This window comes from Psychromonas aquimarina ATCC BAA-1526 (genome assembly GCF_000428725.1).
In the GTDB taxonomy this organism is placed as follows: Bacteria; Pseudomonadota; Gammaproteobacteria; order Enterobacterales; family Psychromonadaceae; genus Psychromonas; species Psychromonas aquimarina.
The window spans coordinates 34,642-58,223 of record NZ_AUAM01000015.1 but is presented as its reverse complement, the minus strand read 5'-3'; the positions used below and the strand labels follow the sequence as shown (position 1 = coordinate 58,223).

The window sequence follows — 23,582 nt, the reverse complement described above, 5'->3', positions numbered from 1 at the left end:
CAAATATTTTAAAGCATGCATTGTATGCCAGACGAATTAAAAAATCAGCTTAATAAGCAAACTGCTTACGTCCGGTCTCTTTCTGTTATAAAGCAGAAAAATCCCTGCTGAACACCTCCACCTGCGCCCAGTCGGTTAACTCCATATCTTTGCTTTTGTCTGTACTGCCGCCGGTTATTTTCATAATCAGCTGAATAAGCAGTGTCTGCCACCAGTTGTAGCGGGAATATAATAATGCCCCAGCAAAAACCCCCTTCAATCTCGGCTGCCATAACGATAACTGATCAAATTTAGCCATATAGGCATTATTCGCCGGATTCGCCTTTTCAGGTTTACGTGCTGTTAAACAAACCAGAAAAAAAGCATTCGGCAGCAGGTCTAGATGTGCTTTGTGTGTATTGACAAAATTCAGTAAGTTCCTGCGAAAGTTACCATAACGAATAGAAGCACCAATCAGTACTTTATCATAGTGGCTGAAATCAACCTGCGGATTTTCATCCACATTACATAAAGTGATATCACCTTCAATTAAAGTGGTGATCCGTTTGATTATTTTCAGCGTCTGCCCGTCAACAGACGAATAGATAACCAGGGTTTTACTTGCCATTGAATTTTTCCCAACATACCAGCCTGAACATAGGCAGGTTTAAATTATTATTAAATCTTTAATTTTTCCAGAATACCGGCGTAAATAGAACTAACAGGGTGAACACCTCCAGACGACCGAACAGCATAGCAATAATCATAATCCACTTCGATGCATCACTTACTTCATTAAAATGTACCGCCACTTCACCCAGCCCGGGCCCGAGATTGTTAAGCATTGCTGCAACGGATGAGAAAGCACTTATTTCATCCATGCCGGTCATTAGCAGTGCCAGCATGCACAGAATAAAGACCAGAGCATAAGTTGAGAAAAAACCCCACACCGCTTCAACGACCCGGTCCGGCAGTGCTTTATCGCCTAGTTTTATTTTAAATACAGCTTTCGGATGTACCAGGCGTTTTAGCTCCCGCATCCCCTGTAAATTCAACAATAAAACTCGAATTACCTTTAAACCGCCTCCAGTAGAGCCTGCACAGCCGCCGATAAAGCTGGATATAACTAATAAAACCGGCAGAAAAAGAGGCCAGTCAGCAAAAGAAGTTGTGGTAAAACCGGCCGTGGTAGAAATAGAAACCGCTTGAAACAGCGCCTGCGAAAACGACTGTTCAATTGAATCATAAACATCATTGCCTATCAGTCCGAGAAAGCAGACCGCTGTTAACAGTAGTTGAATAAAAATAAATGCACGTACTTCCGGATCCTGGCGATAAATATTAAAAGAAAATTTTCCGGCTGAAAATGCACTGAAATGCAGCGCGTAATTCACACCGGAAATAATCAGAAAAACCACGGTGATCAGATTAATAATATTACTGTCAAAATAACCCATGCTGGCATCATGAGTTGAGAAGCCGCCGATAGAAACGGTCGAAAAACTATGCCCTAACGCATCAAATAAACTCATTCCGGCAAGCCAGAATGCCATCATACAGGCAACAGTCAGACACAGGTACACATACCACAGCGCTTTTGCTGTTTCCGCTATGCGCGGCGTCATTTTGGAGTCTTTTACCGGGCCGGGAGTTTCCGCTCTGTATAACTGCATACCACCGATACCCAGCATAGGCAGTACAGCAACAGCTAAAACAATGATCCCCATGCCGCCAAACCACTGCAGCATCTGCCGGTAAAAGAGAATAGATTTAGGCAGACTGTCGAGGTTTTCGATAACTGTAGCGCCGGTAGTGGTCAGCCCTGAAAATGATTCAAAAAATGCGGAGGCGCCGTTCATCTCTATGCTGGAGCTCATCAGGAACGGGATCGCTCCAACACTGCCCAGGGCGGCCCAGAACAGCACTACGATTAAAAAACCTTCTCTAGCTTTTAAATCTTTTTTAATATGCCTGTTGGGCATCCATAAAATAAACCCGATCAGCAGGGTAACCGAAAAGGCGGCTAGAAAATCATTACCACCGTTGTCGTTATAAAATGATGCGATCAGTACAGGCGGCAGCATAGTCAGGCTGAATAACCCGATTAACATGCCGACAATTCTAATTATTGAGCGAAAAGCCACCTGGTTATCTCACTTTAGCCGGCTTTAATAGGGATTTTTTTCGCAAAAACTTTTCCTTGTGTCAGCGATTCAAGCTGCTGAATAAATTCTTCGGTCAGCTGCAGATCGACTTCAACTGTGGCAGATATAAACTGCTGATAATCAACCTGCACAATACGTCCAGATAATCTTGCTAACAAGCTTTCTATCAGCGCCATTTGAGCATAGTCACAATGCAGCTGATAATGTTGATAAAAACGCTTTTCAATTGTCTGCATCTGTCTGACCAGCTGCTGTATGCCGTTCGAGTAAGCACGTACCAGTCCGCCGGTTCCAAGTTTAATTCCACCGGAATAACGCACGACCACAGCCATAATTTCACCGCAATTGCTACCTTGTAAAACAGCCAGCATAGGTTTTCCCGCGGTGCCTTTCGGCTCACCATCATCACTGCATCCCATATTAACGCTGTCTTTCGGGCTGCCGCCTATATAAGCCCAGCAGTGATGTCGAGCCTCTTTATGCAGTTCTCTAATTCTTTGCAGATAAGCTAAAGCCTGCTCTTTTCCAGCAGCGGGCTGCAGGTAAGTAATAAAACGGCTTTTTTTAATCTCTTCTTGAAAGATCAGCCCTTCCTGGATAATAGGGTAAGGTTCAGTCACAGACATTCCACAAAAAATAAAAAGGTAAGTGTAGCAAAATAAATTCCTGCATATTACTTTATTCGACTATTCACCCCAGACAAACCCGGCAGCCTGCCGGGTTAAAGTCCACCAGCCGGCAAATAACCATCTTTAAAACTCATTTTTCCTTAAATTAAATTTTGTTATTAGAGAGAATGATCAAACAGATCCAGTAGTGTTTCAGCCTGCTTAGGCTTTATAAAATCCGGATATAATCTCTGCAGGGTATCGCGATAAACCTCAATAACTTTAATATCAAAGGGTTCAATACTGCGGTTTTGTAAATCTGCTTTTGTCTGCAGTGCCGTTTGTTTAAAATCCAAACCCTGCCAGCAGCTGTTATTACTGATTAATAAAAACAGGAAATGATGATAGCGGCTGTAGCTTTCCTGCATATGCCCGACAAAAATACTAAACAAAGCACCATCGGCAACTATATAGGTCCCCTGCAGCTCTTTTAATACAGCAAGGCTCTGTAATTCACCTAATCCCTGCTCTAGCAGTGTCTTTATATTTGCCCCTGTATTTAAGAAGTATTCAGCCTGCACAAACGGGTAAACTTTTGACGCATAAAAAACAATCTCTGCAGATGTTAAGGGCTTGTTCTGACGCAGCAGATAAGAGACGGTATTGCATAGCAGACTCGGCAGAGCAAACAAGTGAACAATATTATTACGGTAATAGGTCAGCTCCGCCGCCTGCGGCAAAGAGCACTGTACTAAAGTACCCTGCTGCTCGAATTTATTCATGAGCAGCGCCTGCTGATAGGCATCAGCAGCGCTCTGCAGCTGACAGGTAACCAGACTGTATGAATTTTTTAAACTCAGCAGCTGCAGATGTTTATTAATATATTCAAACAACTGCGTTTTTTCTACCTGGTAGTTTTTACATGCTAATAAAATGGATGCACACAGGGGCAGAGCATTAACAGCGGCGGCCTGATTAATGCCGGCCATAACTTTCTGTGCCACCTTCCCGACTTGTTCTTTAAACTGCTGCTGATCAATATCCGTTTCTTTCCAGCTTGGAATCTGCTGATCAAAATGCTGCTTAATATTGACAGGCTCACCAAAATTAACAAAAGCCCGGCCAAAATTACCCAGCTTTTTAACTATGCCTAATACCTGCCGGATACTCTCCTGCTCTTTTTTCTGCCCAGCCAGCTCTTTTGTGTAAGTGCTCACTTCCATAATATGATCATAACCAATATAGACAGGTATAATTAAAACATTACGCTCCGGCTGATTCAGATAAGTCTGCAGAGACATTGCCAGTAAACCTGCTTTCGGCGGTAATAAACGCCCTGTGCGGCTTCGTCCGCCTTCGCTGAAAAACTCAATGGGATATCCCTGTTTAAACAGCATTGCAAAATAAGCTTTAAACACCTCTGCATACAGCGGCGAGTCTTTAAAAGTGCGCCGTAAGAAGAAAGCGCCGCTGCGTCTAAAAATACCTCCTGCAGGAAAAAAGTTAAGGTTCACTCCGGCGGCAACATGAGGAGGAACCAACCCCTGCTCAAATAACAGATAGGAAAGCAGCAGATAATCCATATGACTTCGGTGACAGGGCATATAGATAATTTCTGCACCGCTTTGGCAGGCCTGGCGGACTGCCTGCGCATGGTTCACTTCAATACCCTGGTAAATATAATTCCATACCCAGCCTAAAATACGGCGAAAAATACGTAAAAACGGATAGGAGAAGTCAGCACTGATCTCCTGCAGGTACAAACGGCACTGCTGCTCAACCTGTGATTCACTCGACTGTTTCTGCTCCGCGGTCTGTGTTATGACTTTGCGTAAAGACGGCTGCTGCAGTACAGTTTCAACCATCTCTTTTCTACCCGGCAGTTTAGGCCCGATACTGGTGCGCTTCTGCTGACTAAAATAGGTCATCGCAATTTTTGCAAGCTTATGCGCTAACTGCGAATCTGAATTACTGCCGCCGGCCTGATTCTTTTCTCTTTCACAAAGAGCTGCAATTGAAATCGGACGGTTAAATCGAAGCAGATGATCTTTGCCGTTTTTCAAAACAACCAGAGACTTATGCAGGGCCCCGATCTGACGCTGTTCGGACAGGTCAAATCTTGCTGTTTTCCCCTTTTTTCCCGGATTTCTTCCCCAGTAAAAAGATACCGGAAGCAGCTGGATATCTAACTCACTATTTGCCTTATGCAGATTTAATAACTGCTGGTACTGCGCTAAATACGGCGTTTCCTGCAGGCGCGGAAGGCGCGGCGAAAACCAGGACCAGTTATGAATAAATATAACCGCACTTAAACTTTGCCCGGCGACCTCTATCGGCAGGTAAGGATCCGGCAAGCCAGCCTGCACACAGGCGGCCTGCAGGCCAAGCAGATCACTGGCGCTATTCTGCTCCACCACATAAATAATCGGGCGCTTTAAATCGAGCTGTAGTTCAGAAATCGGCTGCCGAGGCACATAGACACTGCGGACCCAGTATCTATTGATAAGATGAGAAAAAACCGAGCCTTTTGCTAACACAGAAACACCTTAAATAAAAACACAGACACCAGAACCTGGAAAAAGTACTGAGGCGAGATAGCCCTAGAAAAACAAATACTAGCACATATATATTTAGGCAATAACGGCAGAGCAGCCGGAAAAGATGTAAACCCAGCGCAACAAGCGGCTCAGAAAGAGCGGCTTGTTACGAAAGAGAAAGTGACCTTGCCTCTGCCTTTTGCTAAAGTAGCCCTCCGATACAATGAGCAGCAGGTTTGTCATTTCATGAAAAAAAATACCGGATTAAAACGCATTATTTTAGCAGGCGGTTATTCGCTGCAGGGGCTGAAAAGCGCATTTAAACATGAAGCGGCATTTCGCCAGGAAACATTTCTCGCTTTGCTTTTAATTCCGCTTGCCTGTTATCTGGATGTTTCTCAAATTGAACGCATTTTATTAATCGCCCCGGTTGTGCTGGTTATGATCATTGAAATCATTAACTCAGCAGTTGAAGCCGTTGTGGATCGTATCGGCAGTGAGCATCATGAACTTTCCGGCCGGGCAAAAGATATGGGTTCAGCGGCTGTATTGATAGCCTTATTATTAACCGCGTATATTTGGCTTGAAATCCTCTTTTTATAAGCTCAATTAACAAATTCTGGATTTAAATATGGCAGATAAAGCACCTTTCCCAGCTAAAAAAAATAAAACTGTATCTCCGATTAAAAGCGTTCCGCATTCATTTGAAGCAGAGCAGGCGATAATCGGTGGTTTATTACTTAATAACGAAGCCTGGAACGATGTTGCAGAGCGTGTGGTTGAGCGAGATTTTTATCATCGCGCCCATCGGCAGATATTTTCAACCATTGAACATCTCAGCAGTGAAGATATACCGGTTGATTTAGTAACCCTTTCCGAGCACCTTGAAAATAACCAGGAGCTGGAAGGGGTTGGCGGTATTGCCTACCTTGCGGAGCTTTTACAAAACACTCCTAGTGCCGCTAATATCAATAACTACTCGGATATCGTACGTGAACGTGCCATTGTCCGTGAGTTAATCGGTGTTGCTAATGAAATTGCTGAAGCAGGTTATGAAACTGAAGGTCGTGACAGCTCCGAGCTGCTTGATTTTGCTGAAACAAAAGTATTCCAGATAGCCGAAGCCCGCAGTGATAAAAGCGAAGGCCCGCAGGCGATTAAAGATATTCTTAAAGAAACCGTCGCCAGAATTGATGATTTATGTAAAAACCCGCGCGACGGTATTACCGGTCTGTCTTCGGGTTATAACGATTTAGATCAGATGACTACCGGTTTTCAGCCGGGTGATTTAATCATCGTTGCCGCGCGTCCGTCCATGGGTAAAACAACCTTTGCCATGAACCTTGCTGAACACGCGGCGCTCAATTCAGATAAACCTACAATAATCTTTTCTCTGGAGATGCCTGCAGATCAGATTATGAACCGTATGCTGGCATCACTAGGGCGAATTGATCAGGGTAAAATCCGTACCGGTCAGCTTGATGAGAACGACTGGGCTTCTCTCTCTTCAACCATGTCGATTCTGTTAAATCAGGGTAAGATGTTTATCGATGACAGTTCGGGCCTTACACCAACGGAGCTTCGTTCCCGTGCCCGCCGTATTGCCCGGGATAACGGCGGCATCAGTATGATCATGGTCGATTACCTGCAGCTGATGCGCGTACCTTCATTAAGTGAAAACCGTACCCTGGAAATCTCAGAAATCTCACGCTCATTAAAAGCATTAGCAAAAGAACTGCGCTGCCCGGTAATTGCACTTTCTCAGCTAAACCGTGGTCTTGAGCAGCGTGCCGATAAACGCCCGATTAACTCGGATTTACGTGAATCAGGCGCGATTGAGCAGGATGCCGATCTGATTATGTTTATCTATCGTGATGAAGTTTATAACGAAGACAGTAATGATAAAGGTATTGCAGAAATCATTATCGGTAAACAGCGTAATGGTCCGATTGGTAAGGTACGCTTAACCTTCCAGGGTCGTTATTCGCGCTTTGATGACTATACCGGTGCGGCATATCACGGTGATGAGTAAGCAGATGCGCAACTTAATAAAAAAAAATAGAGCCTATTAATGGATATCACACGTGCCGTTATTAACCTGAAAGCCCTGCAGAAAAACCTGCAGGTATTACAGCAGACCGCGCCTCACAGTAAAATTTTAGCAGTGGTAAAAGCTGATGCCTACGGCCACGGTATGGTCAGGGTTGCACAAAGTCTGCCGGATATTTTTGCCTGCGGCGTCGCTCGTCTAAATGAAGCATTAATTCTGCGTGAATCAGGTTTTAAAAAGCCGGTAGTTTTACTGGAAGGTTTTTTCCAGACAGCTGATCTGCCGATTCTGATAGAAAAAGAACTGCATTGTGTGGTGCACTCACAGGAGCAGGTTAATGCCATTGTGCAGGCGGATCTGGACAAACCGCTGCCGGTCTGGTTAAAGCTTGACTGCGGCATGCATCGTTTAGGTTTTCATAGTGAGCAGTTTGACGCTGTTTATCAGCAGCTGCTGCATAGTAAAAACGTACAGAAGCCGATCAACCTAATCACCCATTTTAACTGTGCAGATGAACTGGATAACCCGATAACTGCGGCACAAATAACACTGTTTAAAAAACATATAAAACCCCACAGCGGTTTAAACTCCTTAGCAAATTCCGCAGCTGCGCTTGCCTGGCCGGAAGCCCGCCAGGATGTTATTCGCCCCGGTATCGCTTTATACGGGATATCTCCCTTTGAAAATCAAACCGCACAGGATTTTCAGTTAGCACCGGTTATGACCTTAAAATCACAGTTAATTGCAGTACGCAGGCACTATGCTGGAGAAAGTGTCGGTTACGGCGCAAACTGGACAGCAGCTGAAGATACTATGCTCGGGGTTGTTGCCGTAGGTTACGGCGACGGTTATCCGCGCATGGCGCCTGAAGGTACACCAGTACTGGTCAATGGACGGCAGGTCCCCATTGTCGGCCGGGTATCTATGGATATGTTAACCGTTGACTTAGGGGCTGATGCGCAGGATCAAGTCGGTGATGATGTCACCTTATGGGGCGAAGGTCTGCCGGCTGAGCAGGTTGCTTTACATATCGGCACCATTGCTTATGAATTAGTCACCAAGTTAACCTCGCGTGTTGCCCTGCACTATATCAATTAAGAGACAAACAGATGAAGACTGGCCGGCGCTCTGAAGTCATTAAACTATTTGCTTATAAAATCCCTTTTTTAAAGCCTTTAAACTTTAAAGGCTTTAACCTCAAATATCGCGAAGGTCTCATTTTACAGCTGCAGGATAAAGACGGGGATATCAGCCTTGCTGAAATAGCTCCGCTGCCCGGTTTCAGCCGTGAGACACTGGCGCAGGCTAAAGAGCAGGTTATCGGCCTGCTCGAGCGGGGGCTAGAAAACTTAAGCGAAGAGAGCGAGTTGTATCCAAGCGTACAGTTTGCTTTGGATTATGCGGCACAGAAAATCCCCTGCGCACCGCAGGCAGTAAATCTAGATAAAGTACCTTTACTACAGGGAGATAATCAGACGGTTATCAAACAGTATCTTGCTTTAAAGTGCCCTGATCTGGTTAAACTCAAAGCAGCCAGACAGTCACCCGAAGCAGATATTCTATTATTTAATCAATTAACATCTATTAATCCGCTATTACTGATCCGCTGTGATGCTAATCAGGCCTGGACAGTCGAACAGGCAGATCTGTTTTTCAGCAGTATAAACAGCAGCCGGCTGGATTATATTGAAGAACCAACAGCTAGTTATATAGATAATATACAATTAGCAGAACAGCACCAGATAGCTCTGGCGCTTGATGAAACCCTGCTGCAGCCTGATTTCTGTTACCAGTATAAACGCTGTATTAAAGCATTAGTTATCAAACCAAGCTTAATCGGCTCACTGCAGCGCATGCAGGCCTTAATCAATAATGCTCATAGGGATCAGCTGAAGGTGAGCATCAGCTCCTCTTTTGAGTCTATTGTTGGTCTGCAGCAGTTAACCTGCTTAGCTTTATACTGGCAGAATTCAACGGATATTTCATTAGGCTTAGACACACTTAAATATTTTGCCGCAGGGCCGTTAACCACAGCGGAAAATCTTCCTGAAGCTCTCTCTCAACTGGAGTGTTTATGGGCCACAAGCTGAATTTCTGCCCGCTTTGTTTACAGACGCCGCAGCCCCCAAATATCACCATACAGCCGGAACATTTATGGATCACAAGTTGAATTTCTGCCCGCTTCGTTTACAGGCGGCGGCAGACCCCGAAGGCATCGCGATACAACAAGACGGTCAGACACTGACTTTCAGCCAGCTGGATCTGCGTGTTTCATGCTTAGTAAAACAGCTGCTTTTATTAGGACTAAGCAGAGGTGACCGCCTAGCCTGTGTCGCCCCAAACTCGCTTAAGCTTATCTTACTGCAGCTTGCCTGTATCCGTAACGGGGTTATTTTCAGCCCGATCAATCCGCGTTTCAGTAAGCAGGAAATACAGTCACGCCTTAAAATACTTAACAGTAAGTATATATGGCTGGATCAGAGACCTGACTCCTGTACTTTAACCGGCCTGGTCATTAGTTTTGCTGCGGATAAACAGCAGCAGAACAGTTTAAAAGCAATTGCAATACAGGCATCACAAGTCTGCAATATCATTTTTACTTCAGGCAGCAGCGGCCGGGCAAAAGCGGTTATGCACAGTTTCAGTAATCATTATTACAGCGCAGCTGCTTCACAGCAGGTCATCCCGCTGCACAAAGGCGACAGAAACTTACTGTCATTACCTCTCTTTCATATCAGCGGCTATGCTGCGGTTATGCGTACTCTGCTGGCCGGCGCGACTTTAGTTATCAGTACAGAAAAATTAAACCTGAATTTACTGCACAAGCAGCAGATTACCCATCTTTCATTAGTCGCCACACAGCTTTTTCGCTTATTAGAAACACCGCTATTCAGACAAGACAAGCTGAATATAAAACACCTGCTGCTTGGTGGAAGCACTTTTCCGGAGCGCCTGCTGAATCAGACCAGAGAACGGGGTTTTACCTATCATTTAAGTTATGGTCTAAGTGAGATGAGTTCTCAAGTTGCGACTTCAACAAACAGCCAGAGCCTGAAAATATTAACCGGTACTCAAGTAAAAATAGTTGCCAATGAAATTTATCTGCGTGGTAAAAACCGTTTTTTAGGTTATTTTAACAACAGCTTAGCTGCCAGCCTGCTCCCTGAAGAGCACTGGTTTGCCAGTCGAGATTTAGGTATTCTCAGGGGGAACACCCTGCAGATAACAGGCCGTAAAGACCGCTTATTTATCTGCGGCGGTGAAAATATTCAGCCCGAGGAGATTGAAAATATCCTATTAAGCTTTCAGGGAGTCAGACAGGCTTATGTCGTTGCTGTTGAAGATCAGTTATTCGGTCAGCGTCCCGTGGCATTTATCGACTGGTTTAATGATCATAAACAGGAAGAACAGCTGAATAATTATATTAAAAATAGATTAAGCGCATTTAAACGCCCTGTTCATTACTTCCTGTTAACTCCGCAGAACGGCCTTAAAGTATCCTTAAAAGAGCTGCAGAAAACCGCCAGTGCACTGTTGTAGGATTATGATCTTCAACTGATATTTCGTTTCAGTTTCTGCTCATAAACTAATTTTTCACTTTCGCTGATTAACTCCTGCAGATCGACATGCAGCTGCGGTGAATATTCAACGATGCCGGTATCCAGAACCAGCTTATACTCATTACTGCTGTGCTGATTGTATTTCTGCACATTATGTTCCAGCCGGGTAAAGTGTCCACGATCACTAATCCGATAATCACTTTCGTTTAACAGCACCGCAAATTCATCTCCTCCGACACGTGCAATTAAATCCGTATCGCGGAAAGTATCCTTAAGAATTTCAGTAAAATCTTTTAAAAGCTGATCACCAGCTTTCTCACCAAACTGATAATTTAACTTTTTCATGCCGAAAATATCAAAATAAAGAGCAAAAAATGGTTTTTTAGTGCGCTCTGATAAGCGAAAGTAATTTGCACCTATATTCAAAAGCCCGCGCATATTCAGTAAACCAGTTAGTTCATCATTAATAATTAATTCACGGGTTTTATCTAATAAACTTTTTTTATCACTGATATCTGTTGTTAGCTCGATAATCCCGTTGAATTCTCCAGACTTAAGCTGAAGAGGCGCGTAAGAAACAACAAAAGTACCCACTTCACCGTCAGCCTTATATTTAACCGTCTCAATCTGGTGATGAAGTCTATCCTCCTGGGTTTTTCTCAGCGGGCATTCTTCAGGGTTACACTGCAGGCAGGTAAACATATTTTCACAGTCGGCGCTTAACATCTGCTTTTTATTAAATCCACTAAGCAGTTCAAAAGCCTGGTTAATCTCTGATATTTGTCTATCTGCATTAAATAAACGCACTCCCATAGGTATAAGATTTAATAACTGCTGCTGGAAAAAAAGTGCCTCCGCCAGCGCTTTTTTAAGCGATTTTTTCTCCGTATTTTCGCTAATAAAACCTAACAGCCCGGTAATACTCTGGTGCTGATTTTGTAAAACAAATAATGAGGTAACAAAATTAGAACTGCTCAGCCCTTCTATCACTTCACTCTCAGTTTTACTGCTTCCACCTGCTTCCATTAATTCCTGTGCGGATATTTGTATACACTCAGGCTCTTTTTCAAAAGCATCACCGCCGTCATCAAAATTTGTATCAGCTGTCAGATTAAAGTGTTTTAAAAAAGCATCGTTAACATGCTGATAATGATTGTTTTTATCTTTTGAAAAAACCGGAAAAGGCAGCGCATCAATCATGCTTTTATAAAAAGAAACCATATACTGATCGTGTCCCGACTTGCGATAGTAAAAAACAGCACTCAGCAGCAGGGATACAAACAGGGTGACAAATAATAAAATACGATTGTTATTAACAGAAGTCGTGACTAAGTTAGGAGTATAAGTAAGCAGTTGCCCGACAAGATCACCGTTAATATTTTTCAGCGGCAGAAAACTGACAAAACCGTCTGTATCATTCAATTGTGCTTCAAAGGAAAATTCCTCCATTTTGAATAAAGAAATTAAATGACTCTCTGTAAAAGTATTTTTTATTTGTAGAGACTGCTGCTTATCTAAATACATATTATATTTTTTAGTTTTACGTGTTTGTTTGTGCACATAATAATCATCGGATAAAATTGATTCCTGGTACAGACTCCATTTATTACTAACATCGGACAGCGGCCGTTTTGCAAAAAGATAACGGCTGCGGGTCCCGTGCTCAGCGAAAAGAAAACTTTGTATACTCTTTAACGGCAGACTAACTTCAGCTGCGGCTGTCAGCTCATGGTAATCATTAAAAATCGGAAAAAAGAAACGATAAACATAAACACCATCCAGCAGTGCAAGTCCGAAATAGGGGATTTTTTCTGCTAATACTTTCTGTAAACCCACATTATATTCAGGATCGCTGAGCATTGCCTTAGAAGGAGAATCCAGACTTAACAGAGAACGTCCATCAGGAAGATAAAGGCGCTGCTTGGGAAAATACTGACGGCTTGTCTGAAACTTTAAATGCAGAATATTGCGCAGCTGCTGGCGATAACGTTTCAGCATCTGCGCATCATTTAATGACGATTCAACCTTATCGAGCAGAAAAACAATTTCCGGATTGTTATATTGAAGTTCAAATAACAGAACCGCATCCTTTTTACTCTGCTGCAGAATCGTTGCATATGAACTGTTGATCTGTTTCTGGTTCTGTTTTATCTGTACTGTTTTACCACTCCTGTCGAGAATTAAAACAGCTAGGCTGAATAATAAAATCAGCCCCAGAAAACCGCTAATATAATCAAAAACAGGAGGGCGTTCAGCATTTACCATAAATGATACCTATGAAAATCAGAAAATGACGGTTTATATTTAACCAGCTGCAATGCGGAATCGAAAAATCTTTGCCCAATAAGTGTAGTTAAATCAAAAAAAGAATCCGCGACAAAATAGGCATTTATTCGATAATTCGGTAGAATAATTCATTGTTTATCTGCAGGTTTTATCTTTATGACTCCTTACAAACTAAAAATGAGCTTCTGTCACCCGAAATACTGGCTTGCCTGGTCAGGCATTCTGGCACTATTTTTAAGCTCCTTATTACCCTATAGCGCTTTACTCTGGCTAGGCAGGCAGCTTGGGAGAATATCCTCTCTTATCGTCAAGTCTAGAGGAAAAATTGCCCGTCGGAATATTCAGTTATGTTTTCCCGAACTATCAGAAGCTGAAGTTGAACAGAAAGTACGCCTTAACTTTGAAAATACCGGTATCGCGCTTCTGGAGATGGGCATGGCCTGGTTCTGGCCGTCCTGGCGTGTTAAAGGCCTGTTGAAAGTAACCGGTTTAGAGCATGTCGAACAAGCCAATCGTGACGGCAAGGGGATTATCTTTCTCGGCGCACATTTTCTAACATTAGAGATCGGAGCCCGTGCTCTCGGACTGGTGCAGCCCTGTTCTGCGGTTTACCGCAAACACAGCAACCCGGTGTTAGATTTCTGGTTTTACTGGGGCAGAATGCGTGAGCATAACGCTATGTTAGACCGTACAGATTTTAAATCTATGCTGCGTACCCTAAAAAAAGGCGAAGCATTATGGTATGCACCGGATCATGATTACGGCCCGCATAAAAGCTGTGTATTTGCACCTTTCTTTGCCGTAGAAAATACCAATACCGTCGCAGGAACCAGTAATCTGGCCCGCACTAAAAACAGCTGTGTGATCCCGGTATTTTTAAAACGCCTGCCGGGAGAAGCAGGTTATGAACTTATTTTTTATTCGGCGCTGCAGGATTTTCCAAGTAAAGATCTTCAACAGGATACCAGGCGTACCAATCAGCAGATTGAAAAAATGGTTTGCGAATGTGACGATCAGTATATGTGGATGCACAGCCGCTTTAAAACCCGTCCACAAGGCGAACCTTCGCTTTATAAATAAGGATGCGGGATCAGCCTCTGCAAACAGTTTGACTATAATCCAGTAGAAAGGTGTTTATTAAGCACCTTTCTACTGGATTAATTAAGCAAAAAACTTGTCCCAGATATGTACAATATCCTGCCTTTCCTGCTTAAATAACCCACCATCGACTATACGGGTCTGTTTATTAAGCGATAATCTATGGGCCGCATCGCGAATATGACAGTAGGCTTCCGTTAATAAGCTTTCCTCGGTTTCGCTTAATAACCCCAGCTCTCTGCAGGTTTCAAAAATTCGTAAATTATCCGACCATTTACATAATTCCTGCGGAAAATGGTAAGCATTCGCCAGCACTAAATACTGGGCAATAAACTCGATATCAACCATACCGCCGGGCGACTGTTTTAAATCAAACTGATTATCGCCAGCACGGTTTAAATGTTTACGCATTTTGTCCCGCATATCACTGACCTCAGTTGCCAGTTCGGTATTATTCCTTATCTGAGAAAGCACCGCCTGACGAGCCTGATTAAATTCACTCAGCAGCTTCTGATCAGAAAATACCGCGCGGGAACGAACCAGGGCTTGATGCTCCCAGGTCCAGGCATCATTTTCTAAATATCGCTTATAACCGTCGATACTTGCCACCAGCAGTCCGGATTCCCCCGACGGACGCAGACGCATATCTATTTCATATAAAATACCGGAATTAGTACGCGCACTGAACAGATGGATAATGCGCTGCCCGAGACGGAAATAAAAGAGCTGATTATTAATTACCCGCGGGCCGCTTGTTTCGCCCTGAATATCCTGGTCATGCAGGAATACAACATCCAGATCAGAACTGTAACTCAGCTCAAAACCGCCCATTTTACCGTAACCGATAACCGCAAAGCCTTTGCGCTCCTGACCTGCAACATTGCTCGGTAAACCGTACTTTTCAACCATATGATGCCATGCAGTCTGCACCACATAATCCATTAATGCTTCGCTCAAACAGGTCAGATGATCACTTACCTGCGGTAACTGAATTCCCCCGGCAATATCTGCAGCTGCAATATACAGAAACTGCATCTGCTTAAACTGGCGTAACGCCTCCATCTGCTGCTCCATATCCTCTTCCGGAACACGGAGCATAAACAAGCGTAAATCACGTTTATAGTTATGCAGCTCAGTGGGGTTATAAAGGTGCTGAGGATCGATTAATTCATCTAACAAAATAGGATGGCGGGCAAGCTGTGAAGCAACACGGGGGCTGGCACTGCATAATTTTAACAGCTGTTTAAGCGCCCCCTGATTCTCATTTAACAGCTCCAGATAAGCGGTGCGGCGCATAATATTTAACAACAGACTGCGGATTCTGTTCATCAATGCGCCGGGATCCGGATAAGCACATATTAATTTAATGATTCGCGGTACTAATTTATCCAGCGTTTCCTGACCGCGCGGACCGATCGGACGCTTATTGGCATCCTCTTTAAACCCCAGCAGCTGCTGAGCAAACTGCCCGGCGGCAGGCGCAGCTAAACCTTTTTCCTGGAGCAGATGTTCCGCCTCCTGCTGATCCAGGTTTAATGCCCATAATTCACATAAATCTTGTTCAGGGGCCTCATTTTCATCCTCTTTGTCCCCTGCCACCCAGTTAAACTCCTGATGAACATTAAGCATAACCTGGTTTAATTTCTGATAAAAACTCTGCCAGTCAGCAAAACCCATTACATAAATTAAACGTAATTTATCCAGTTCATTTACCGGCAGGGTCTGCGTCTGTTTGTCCCCAATCTGCTGCAGTACATTTTCCACAGAGCGTAAAAAATGGTAGGAATCAAGCAGACTCTGTACCCGCGGAGCCGGCATAGCGCCAATCTCGCCGATCACCTTAAGCGTCTGCTGCAGGCCGCGGTGCTGCAGTTCAGCCGTTCGCCCGCCGCGTATCAGCTGAAATGCCTGCGCAACAAACTCTATTTCACGAATTCCGCCCATGCCTAATTTTATATTATCTTTTAGACCTTTACGGCGCACTTCAGCACTGATCATAGCTTTCATTTTACGCAGCGACTCAACGGCACTGAAATCAATATAACGACGGTAGACAAAAGGTTTAAGTAATTCCTGCAGCGCCTCTTTATAGGGTCCCTGCTCACCGATCACCCGCGCTTTGACCATGGCATAACGCTCCCATTCCCGGCCGTGGCTCTGATAATAATCTTCAATAGAGGTAAAACTGCTGACTAGAGGACCGGACTCACCGAAAGGTCTCAGACGCATATCTACCCGGTAAACAAAACCGTCAACTGTTATCTGATGCAGGGCGGCAATAATGCGCTGCCCCAGCTTAATAAAAAAGACCTGATTATCGATACTGCGCCGTCCGCCCTGCGTTTGTCCGCGCTCAGGATAAGCAAAGATCAGGTCGATATCCGACGAAAAGTTTAATTCCCGACCGCCTAGTTTGCCCATAGCAAAAATATACAGAGTCTGCCTAACCCCCTCCGCGTTCATCGGAGTCCCCTGCTCAGCGCACTGTTTTTCATATAACCAGTTCATACTCTGCATAATCAGCTGATCCGCAAGGTAGGAAGTGTGCTCAAAACTTTCCGCTAAACCGGCTTTGCCAAGCAGTTCCCGCCAGGCAATGATCACCATATGCCTGCGCCGGAATAAACGCAGTGCTTTATGCAGGGCTGTTTCATCAGCAGTATTGAGCAGAACTTCCCGCAGCTCCGTCTTAATCTGTGCACAGCGCTGATCCAGCTCGAGCAGCCCGCTGTTTAATATCTCCACAAGCAGCTCAGGCTGCCGGGTGAATGCATCAGCAATAAAATCACTTAAACCTAATACGGTTTTTAAATCACTATTCTGCTGCTCGTTGAAAGAGGTTAAATCAAGCAGCTGCCTGATGCTCTCAAAATGAGATAATGCGCTATCACTTAACAAAGACATAAGAAAGTACCTGCGTAAGACAAAAAATAAAAAGGATAAACATCCTTTAACTTATCAGTTGTGTGAAGGATGATCAGTAATAAATCAAATTAGGCATTGAAAAATAGTGGTTCATCCGCAATATATATAAAAGCACAAATAAATAAAATGAACAGATAAAAGAAATAAAACCCCAAATCACTTGACATATAATGGCAAGGGAACTAAATTAACAGGCAACAAGACATTAAATGTCTTATGCTATTAAGGAGTGTTATGAATATTCATAAAATTGCGACTCATTTAAATCAGCTTGCTGATGATACTGAAACTGGTTTTAACTTTGACTGTACACCAATTAATGGTGACATTGATGTACTGCAGGTTGAGATTATAGGACGCGAAGAAATTCCTATTTTCCTTTCTTTGAGCGATAACCAGATACTGTGTATTGCTTATTTGTGGGGCGAAGACGAGGTAATAACAGACCTGAGAAGCAATATGATGGAAGCGATGCTGGAGATGAATGTTCCTATGCCGCTTTCTTCATTTGCAAAAGTAGAAGACAAATATGTGGTATACGGCGCTTTATCAGTCAATTCAAGCCTTGATGATATCGAGCTGGAAATTGTTACTTTAAGTGATAACAGCCTTGAAGTGATCAATGAAATGGACAGTTACCTAAACTAATTCGGAGTTATTATGAGCATATTTAGAAAAATTATAACAGCAGTACGCGGTGGAGCAAGAGAAGCTGGAGAAGCGGTTGTTGATGCAAATTCAACACGTATTTTTGAACAGGAAATTCGTGACTCGGAAAAGCATATCACTATCGCTAAACGTGACTTAACAGAAGTGATGGCTAAGCAGATGCAGGCTGCACGCGAGTTAGGCCAGCTTCAGGCAAGCATTAAAGAGCATGAAGGTTATGCAGTGCAGGCTCTGAATCAGGGTAATGAAGCACTGGCGATTGAAGTAGCGGAAAAAATTGCAGAACTTGAAAGCAGCGCGGCAGATCAGCAGCAGGCTAACGAAAGTTACCTTAAAAGTGCAGACCGCCTGAAAGAGCTGATTAAAAAGAGTGAACGCCAGTTAACTGATTATAAGCGTCAGTTAAGCATGGTAAAAACGACTGAGAGTGTGCAGAAAGCAACATCAGCAATTACCGATAACTTCACAGCAAGCAACTCTAAGCTGTTAAATGCAAAAGACTCTTTAGAGCGCATTAAACAAAAACAAGCGATGTTTGATGATAAGTTAAAAGCGGCCGAAACACTTGAGTCGGAAAACGGCGACAGCTCACTGCAGAGCAAGTTACAGGAAGCCGGGATCGGCACGCAGCAGTCAAGTGCACAGTCAATTTTAGATCGTCTGAAAAGTAAGTAATAAAGTCTGTACTCGTTACACTTCAAGATGCAGAACCGGCATCTCAATAGATGAGTCGATTCTATGCATAAAATTGAAAACCTAACAGGTATAATATAAAAATTAATAACCCGGAGCACTGCCAGTGCTCCGGGTTATCTGCATTTAACGAGGGTAATAATTATGAGCTTTTTTAAATCACTGTTTGCTAAAAAACAGCCGGCACCAACTAGGGTATTAACACACCCGAATGAACTGCTGGAAAATGATATTTTTACCTTTGGTGACAGCTTTTCTTTACCCCCGGCAATGCGTAAACAGCAGCTTCAGGTAACAGATATTCAGAGCATTGAGTTCAAACATGAACACTATGCGCAGATAACCGCTCAAGGCAGCGGTACGCAGCAGGTTTACTTAAGCTTTCCGAGAAATCCACAAAAACTGGTAAAATTCAGCCTGCTGCTGAACAGGAATGATGTAGAAGCCCTGTTTGATTTAGATGATTTTTCTGAAATTTTTGAACAGCCGGGTAATGCTCGTTTAAAACCTGTCACAACAAACCATGACTACGCAGATATGGTTGCCGACGAGTATATACAGCAGGATTTTATGACCACAGGTTATCTGCACCAGGAAGACTACCGCAATGCGACCCCGCCGCAGTATAATGAAGAAAAACACGGCCGGGAGTTTGAATATTATTCCCTGGAGGGCGGTCAGGGACAGCGCTGTATTGACATATTTATTTTCGAAAATGGTGATACCGATGTCTATTTGTCTTTTTTAAGGCCCGCCAGTGAAATTGCTGAATTATGGATTAAAGGAGAATAAACATGTCTAACAAAGAACTGCCTGAAAAGTGGCAGCAGTCAGCAAAGGTTATTAAAGCGGTACAAATTGCATTTGATATGGATACCAAACTGCAGTACAGCATTAGGCGCAGTGCATTAGACAAGGGCATCAGTCCGTCGGAGCAGATTCGTCATTTATTAGAACTACCGACCCATAAAAAACCTAAACGCCCGCGTTTAACGGTCAGCTTAAGCAGTGAAGATTATCAACAGTTAGGTGAACGTTACCAGATACCAGCGGATCAGCAGCTGGAGATAAAAAAATCAGTGGTTGAAGAATTAACCCAGTTCGCATTGAAAAGTGAATTTAATAAATCAGAATAGTTGTTAATATGACTTAAAAGTAAAAAGCACTTCAGTTGAAGTGCTTTTTTAATATATGAAACCCTAGGCGCTGTTAACCATTTACACCATTATTTAAATCCTGCGCATGCTTAGTGATTGTTTCCGTCATTTCAGTCACCTCTTTTAATACGGTCACCGAACCTTCAACCACCTCTTTTACCTGATCCAGGCTTTCATTAATACTAGCAGCCACTGTAGTCTGTTCGTCGGCAGCCGATGCTATCTGGTAATTCATATCCGAGATATGGTGAATCTTCTCAACAATACCGAATAGTTTTGTGCCGGCCTGAGTAACCTGATCCACACCAACATCCGCTTCATGAACACTTTTGCCCATCAGGCCAACCGCATCCTGCGCACTGATCGAAAGCTGCTCAATCATACCTTGAATTTCAACCGTCGCATCCTGAGTACGTTTTGCCAGATTACGAACTTCATCCGCAACAACAGCAAAACCGCGTCCAGCCTCACCGGCACGAGCAGCCTCAATAGCAGCATTCAATGCTAACAGGTTGGTCTGCTCTGAAATACTGCGGATCGTATCAACGACACTGCCGATTCCTTCAACTTTTAATTCAACATTATTCACTGCATCGGCTGAAGCACCGATATTACCTGATAATGAATTAATGGTAGAAATTGTTGCGCCGACAAACTGACTGCCTTCCTGTGCCACTTCCGAGGCTTCTGCTGTCGAAGATGAAGCGCTGCCGGCATTAGCCGCTACTTCTTTCACCGTCGCGGTCATTTCATTCATAGCCGTAGCAAGCTGCTCCATCTGAGCAAATTCCTCTTCCATGGAATCATTAATAATTTCCATACAGATTGACAGCTGCTCACTAACTTCGGTCAGCTCGCCGGCACCTTTTGCATGAGTTTGAAAAACAGCCTGTAATTTTCCAGATTCCTGACAGACTAAAGCCACAACACCGCCGATTTCATCTTTTGGAAGCTGCTGAGCATAATTGTCCAGAGTACCCTGTTCGATAGCGAGAGAGAGGTTGTGCTTCATCACTTCAATCTGTTTTTTTATTATCATCACCAGCCAGTATAAAAAACCGAGGAAAATAAAACTGAAAATCAGACCTGACCAGAAATGGTAGGTATTAACAAGTGCAGCAGGATCCTGTGCCTCAGAAAGTGCCTGCTCAGTTAATATCAGGCCGGCAGTTAAACTTTTTGTGATAAATAAGAAACCGCCGATCAGCAGCATAATAAGCCATTTCCTGGTCAGAGAAATATTCGCAAATCGGTTTTCAATTCCATTTAATTTTAAGATTGCCATTTTTATACCCACATAGTGATTTATTTTATACCCGGATGCAGGCTTAAACTGAAATATCAGCTAAGCCGCTGTAGATTTGGTCGGCTGAATATGAACAAAGTTTAGAGCTAATATCCAGAAACCCTATTACAAAACAATAAATACCTCCATTCTGTGATCTTCAATTAGATCAGTTAATTATCATCATACAATAGTTATTGCTCAGTACTGTGCCAGTAGATTTCTTTCTGGACAGCCTGCTGCTTAGACTGCTCCACCGCATGCAGTAAAGATTCTTCTTTGCGTTTTATCCATTTGAAATATTCATTCTGCAGTTCGCTGTTATCTTCCTGCTCAGCCATATCAACAATAACATCAAGCATTGCTAACCCTTCTATGCCCTGCTTTATATCTAACCAGGGAGAGCGGAATGCTATGCTTCTCTGCTGTGAAAAAACATTTCCAACACTTAAGCCGGTCAGCAAAGTACCTTCTAACAGCCCCTGGCAGGATAATATATGAGAGGTTGAGGTGACTTCCTGTTCTTCCAGAGCAAGCATCAGCTCTCCCCATACTGTATCTAAACAATGACTGGAAAAAGCTTTTATGCTGTCGGCATTGTCATTAGAAAAGGTGCTTTTTTCAAACTGAATCATCCAGTTAGTAAACTTAAGAATGAATTGACAATATCTTGTTGAACAAAGCAGCTCTAAAACAGCCTGCTGACTGGGCAGCTGCTCATTCTGAGCCTGCAGTTTTTTAACCAGTGATTTGTATTTCGGCAGTTTACGCAGATAATGACCTTTATCTTCCAGCAGATTCTGATTAATAAAACGCTCATCCAGCCAGGAAAAAGTCCGGGCTAACCAGTGCAGATCTTCAATCCAGTCTGCCTCAAGTAAAACAGGCTGCGCACTTTTAAACAGTTTTAAATTCTGGTGCAGGAACTTAATACCTTTTAAAAACTCTTTTAAAGCATCGTCGTTAAACTGCTCACAATAACAGTGTTCATGGTACTGGATATGACGTAAACCATGCTGCATATTGGTAAGCAGAGCCTGATCAACCGACATTGAAGGATCCAGCGGCGAGTGTACAAGCGGCTTTACTGCAAAGCTGCTGCCGTCAGCAAGCATATAGCCGCGCTGTGCTTTACTGACATTTCCCAGGCGCGCCTGAGGTAATAAAGCAATATCGTCGCCTAATATAAATAATTGTTTTTCATCACCTTTAACTAATTCAAGTTCAATTTCACAGATTTCAACCTTACCCTGGTTGGTTTCAATAAAACCTTTATCATAGGCAACTTCAATCAAGGTATCGTCCGGCATCTCCACCAGCCAGGTCTGACGTTCGAAATCAGTACTGAAAATAGGTATTAATTCATTCTCTAATTCTTTAATGCTGCAGTTTTCCGGCCATATTTTACTATTAAAGCGGGCAAGTTCAGGGCGAAGCCCTTCGATGACTTCATTATATTCCGGGCGCTGATGTAACCCGCCTATTACTCGACCGGCAGTTTTGACAGTTTGTACCGATTTATCATCACAGGTGCGGACACGCAGACACATCGCCATTTTACGTAACGAGCGGCCGGCAGTATCAAAATAAACATTATGCAGAAGCTGTTTTTTGTTGGCGATATAGCGATGGCTATTAATCGTTTCATATAGTTCAAGCTCAAATTCAGTGCTGAAAAAAAACTTAATCTCTATTTCTGTTTCCATAATTTTTTACCAAAAACCTATACAAAGTGGATGCTGCGATCAATTTAGATCGTAATAATTTATGAATTATACTAAATTCATGTTCAATTGTGTGCAAAAGAAAGATAACATGCGCCGCATATTTGTTGTTCATTTTGATCATTTATACGGTATCAAACCTCAAAAATAGGATGAATCATGCCAGTTAACTCAATATTTGGAGTCTTTGCAAAATCTCCAATTCAACCCATTCAGGCGCATATTGACAAAGTTGCTGCCTGCAGTGAATTACTAGTACCTTTTTTTAAAGCTAGCCATGAACAGAACTGGGTAGAAGCAGACAAAGTAAGAAAAGAGATATCAAAACTTGAAAAACAAGCTGATGAGTTAAAACGTGAATTACGTTTAACCCTGCCGAAAGGCCTGTTTATGCCTATCGCGCGTGGTGATTTACTAGAACTTGCAAACCGTCAGGATAAAATCGCCAATGCGGCTAAAGATGTTGCTGGCCGTGTTTTCGGTCGACAGCTGCAGCTGCCGAGTGAAATATCTGACGATTTTATGACTTACCTGCAGCGCTGTTTAGATGCTGTTCAACAAGCCAGAAAAGCAATTAATGAGCTTGATGAATTATTAGAAACAGGTTTTAAGGGTCGTGAAGTTGATGTTGTTACTAAAATGATCACTGAACTTGAAATGATTGAAGATGATACTGATTCATTGCAGATCAAACTTCGCCGCGGCCTGTTAGCCGTAGAACAGCATTACAATCCTGTTGATGTAATGTTCCTTTACCAAATTTTAGAATGGGTGGGCGGCCTTGCCGATCACTCAGAATTAATCGGCACACAGCTTGAACTTATTCTTGCTCGCTCGTAACGTTCA

Annotated in this window: 19 protein-coding genes; 11 read left to right on the top strand and 8 right to left on the bottom strand. The window is 43.2% G+C overall.

Features of this window, described 5'->3' with window-relative positions; all coding sequences use genetic code 11:
- Nucleotides 1–85 precede the first annotated feature (85 nt).
- From hemG to plsB, 4 genes are all read right to left on the bottom strand, one after another.
- Nucleotides 86–607 carry a menaquinone-dependent protoporphyrinogen IX dehydrogenase gene (hemG, locus tag G337_RS0106520; RefSeq protein WP_028863174.1) on the bottom strand — a complete coding sequence of 174 codons (522 nt, stop codon included), beginning with the start codon at nt 605–607 and terminating at the stop codon, nt 86–88.
- 58 nt (nt 608–665) lie between these two features.
- Nucleotides 666–2,123 (bottom strand): TrkH family potassium uptake protein, encoded by a 1,458-nt coding sequence (locus tag G337_RS0106515; RefSeq protein ID WP_028863173.1) that lies wholly within the window; start codon nt 2,121–2,123, stop codon nt 666–668.
- A gap of 14 nt (nt 2,124–2,137) precedes the next feature.
- The gene (locus G337_RS0106510; protein WP_037027153.1) at nt 2,138–2,770 is read right to left on the bottom strand and encodes a YigZ family protein; all 633 of its coding nucleotides are present in this window, start codon (nt 2,768–2,770) and stop codon (nt 2,138–2,140) included.
- 161 nt (nt 2,771–2,931) lie between these two features.
- Complete coding sequence (gene plsB, locus G337_RS25730; RefSeq protein ID WP_037027151.1) at nt 2,932–5,289, bottom strand: glycerol-3-phosphate 1-O-acyltransferase PlsB; 2,358 nt, start codon at nt 5,287–5,289, stop codon at nt 2,932–2,934.
- A gap of 246 nt (nt 5,290–5,535) precedes the next feature.
- On the opposite strand from plsB, the gene G337_RS0106500 reads away from it, so the two are divergent.
- The 5 genes from G337_RS0106500 to menE all read left to right on the top strand — a co-directional run bounded on the left by G337_RS0106500 (nt 5,536) and on the right by menE (nt 10,879).
- Nucleotides 5,536–5,892, top strand: a complete 357-nt coding sequence (locus G337_RS0106500) for a diacylglycerol kinase (protein WP_028863171.1) — start codon at nt 5,536–5,538, stop codon at nt 5,890–5,892.
- Between the two features lie 28 nt (nt 5,893–5,920).
- Nucleotides 5,921–7,321 (top strand): replicative DNA helicase, encoded by a 1,401-nt coding sequence (gene dnaB, locus G337_RS0106495; RefSeq protein WP_028863170.1) that lies wholly within the window; start codon nt 5,921–5,923, stop codon nt 7,319–7,321.
- A 39-nt stretch (nt 7,322–7,360) separates the two neighbouring features.
- A complete protein-coding gene (gene alr / locus G337_RS0106490) occupies nt 7,361–8,437 on the top strand; it encodes an alanine racemase (protein WP_028863169.1) in 1,077 nt (358 codons plus the stop codon).
- A gap of 11 nt (nt 8,438–8,448) precedes the next feature.
- Entirely contained in the window at nt 8,449–9,429 is a 981-nt protein-coding gene (menC, locus tag G337_RS0106485; RefSeq protein WP_028863168.1) for an o-succinylbenzoate synthase, read from the top strand.
- A 64-nt stretch (nt 9,430–9,493) separates the two neighbouring features.
- Nucleotides 9,494–10,879, top strand: coding sequence for an o-succinylbenzoate--CoA ligase (menE, locus tag G337_RS0106480; RefSeq protein WP_028863167.1), 1,386 nt, complete (start codon nt 9,494–9,496; stop codon nt 10,877–10,879).
- 11 nt (nt 10,880–10,890) lie between these two features.
- On the opposite strand, the gene G337_RS0106475 is transcribed toward menE, so the two are convergent.
- The gene (locus G337_RS0106475; RefSeq protein ID WP_028863166.1) at nt 10,891–13,164 is read right to left on the bottom strand and encodes a sensor domain-containing diguanylate cyclase; all 2,274 of its coding nucleotides are present in this window, start codon (nt 13,162–13,164) and stop codon (nt 10,891–10,893) included.
- A 177-nt stretch (nt 13,165–13,341) separates the two neighbouring features.
- Between G337_RS0106475 and lpxL the strand changes: the two genes are divergently transcribed.
- Complete coding sequence (gene lpxL / locus G337_RS0106470; RefSeq protein WP_028863165.1) at nt 13,342–14,265, top strand: LpxL/LpxP family Kdo(2)-lipid IV(A) lauroyl/palmitoleoyl acyltransferase; 924 nt, start codon at nt 13,342–13,344, stop codon at nt 14,263–14,265.
- A gap of 81 nt (nt 14,266–14,346) precedes the next feature.
- On the opposite strand, the gene glnE is transcribed toward lpxL, so the two are convergent.
- Nucleotides 14,347–17,187, bottom strand: a complete 2,841-nt coding sequence (gene glnE, locus G337_RS0106465) for a bifunctional [glutamate--ammonia ligase]-adenylyl-L-tyrosine phosphorylase/[glutamate--ammonia-ligase] adenylyltransferase (protein WP_028863164.1) — start codon at nt 17,185–17,187, stop codon at nt 14,347–14,349.
- Nucleotides 17,188–17,442: 255 nt separating this feature from the next.
- Between glnE and G337_RS0106460 the strand changes: the two genes are divergently transcribed.
- From G337_RS0106460 to G337_RS0106445, 4 genes are all read left to right on the top strand, one after another.
- Complete coding sequence (locus G337_RS0106460) at nt 17,443–17,856, top strand: YjfI family protein (RefSeq protein ID WP_019613574.1); 414 nt, start codon at nt 17,443–17,445, stop codon at nt 17,854–17,856.
- 12 nt (nt 17,857–17,868) lie between these two features.
- Entirely contained in the window at nt 17,869–18,552 is a 684-nt protein-coding gene (locus G337_RS0106455; RefSeq protein WP_028863163.1) for a PspA/IM30 family protein, read from the top strand.
- 162 nt (nt 18,553–18,714) lie between these two features.
- Complete coding sequence (locus G337_RS0106450) at nt 18,715–19,362, top strand: hypothetical protein (protein WP_028863162.1); 648 nt, start codon at nt 18,715–18,717, stop codon at nt 19,360–19,362.
- A gap of 2 nt (nt 19,363–19,364) precedes the next feature.
- Nucleotides 19,365–19,706 carry a hypothetical protein gene (locus G337_RS0106445; protein ID WP_028863161.1) on the top strand — a complete coding sequence of 114 codons (342 nt, stop codon included), beginning with the start codon at nt 19,365–19,367 and terminating at the stop codon, nt 19,704–19,706.
- Nucleotides 19,707–19,779: 73 nt separating this feature from the next.
- Here G337_RS0106445 and G337_RS0106440 read toward each other — a convergent pair whose 3' ends face one another.
- Nucleotides 19,780–21,012 (bottom strand): methyl-accepting chemotaxis protein, encoded by a 1,233-nt coding sequence (locus G337_RS0106440; RefSeq protein WP_028863160.1) that lies wholly within the window; start codon nt 21,010–21,012, stop codon nt 19,780–19,782.
- Between the two features lie 194 nt (nt 21,013–21,206).
- Nucleotides 21,207–22,718, bottom strand: coding sequence for a CYTH and CHAD domain-containing protein (locus G337_RS0106435; protein ID WP_028863159.1), 1,512 nt, complete (start codon nt 22,716–22,718; stop codon nt 21,207–21,209).
- Nucleotides 22,719–22,895: 177 nt separating this feature from the next.
- Between G337_RS0106435 and G337_RS0106430 the strand changes: the two genes are divergently transcribed.
- Nucleotides 22,896–23,576, top strand: coding sequence for a TIGR00153 family protein (locus G337_RS0106430; protein WP_028863158.1), 681 nt, complete (start codon nt 22,896–22,898; stop codon nt 23,574–23,576).
- Nucleotides 23,577–23,582 lie beyond the last annotated feature (6 nt).

Bases quoted from the DNA above. Each gene is read 5' to 3' on its own strand.
- hemG (WP_028863174.1), bottom strand. From the start codon at position 607: ATGGCAAGTAAAACCCTGGTTATCTATTCGTCTGTTGACGGGCAGACG.
- G337_RS0106475 (WP_028863166.1), bottom strand. From the start codon at position 13,164: ATGGTAAATGCTGAACGCCCTCCTGTTTTTGATTATATTAGCGGTTTT.
- menC (WP_028863168.1), top strand. From the start codon at position 8,449: ATGAAGACTGGCCGGCGCTCTGAAGTCATTAAACTATTTGCTTATAAA.
- G337_RS0106450 (WP_028863162.1), top strand. From the start codon at position 18,715: ATGAGCTTTTTTAAATCACTGTTTGCTAAAAAACAGCCGGCACCAACT.
- G337_RS0106445 (WP_028863161.1), top strand. From the start codon at position 19,365: ATGTCTAACAAAGAACTGCCTGAAAAGTGGCAGCAGTCAGCAAAGGTT.
- G337_RS0106455 (WP_028863163.1), top strand. From the start codon at position 17,869: ATGAGCATATTTAGAAAAATTATAACAGCAGTACGCGGTGGAGCAAGA.
- glnE (WP_028863164.1), bottom strand. From the start codon at position 17,187: ATGTCTTTGTTAAGTGATAGCGCATTATCTCATTTTGAGAGCATCAGG.
- G337_RS0106500 (WP_028863171.1), top strand. From the start codon at position 5,536: ATGAAAAAAAATACCGGATTAAAACGCATTATTTTAGCAGGCGGTTAT.
- G337_RS0106460 (WP_019613574.1), top strand. From the start codon at position 17,443: ATGAATATTCATAAAATTGCGACTCATTTAAATCAGCTTGCTGATGAT.
- G337_RS0106510 (WP_037027153.1), bottom strand. From the start codon at position 2,770: ATGTCTGTGACTGAACCTTACCCTATTATCCAGGAAGGGCTGATCTTT.
- menE (WP_028863167.1), top strand. From the start codon at position 9,494: ATGGATCACAAGTTGAATTTCTGCCCGCTTCGTTTACAGGCGGCGGCA.
- lpxL (WP_028863165.1), top strand. From the start codon at position 13,342: ATGACTCCTTACAAACTAAAAATGAGCTTCTGTCACCCGAAATACTGG.
- G337_RS0106430 (WP_028863158.1), top strand. From the start codon at position 22,896: ATGCCAGTTAACTCAATATTTGGAGTCTTTGCAAAATCTCCAATTCAA.
- dnaB (WP_028863170.1), top strand. From the start codon at position 5,921: ATGGCAGATAAAGCACCTTTCCCAGCTAAAAAAAATAAAACTGTATCT.
- G337_RS0106435 (WP_028863159.1), bottom strand. From the start codon at position 22,718: ATGGAAACAGAAATAGAGATTAAGTTTTTTTTCAGCACTGAATTTGAG.
- alr (WP_028863169.1), top strand. From the start codon at position 7,361: ATGGATATCACACGTGCCGTTATTAACCTGAAAGCCCTGCAGAAAAAC.
- G337_RS0106440 (WP_028863160.1), bottom strand. From the start codon at position 21,012: ATGGCAATCTTAAAATTAAATGGAATTGAAAACCGATTTGCGAATATT.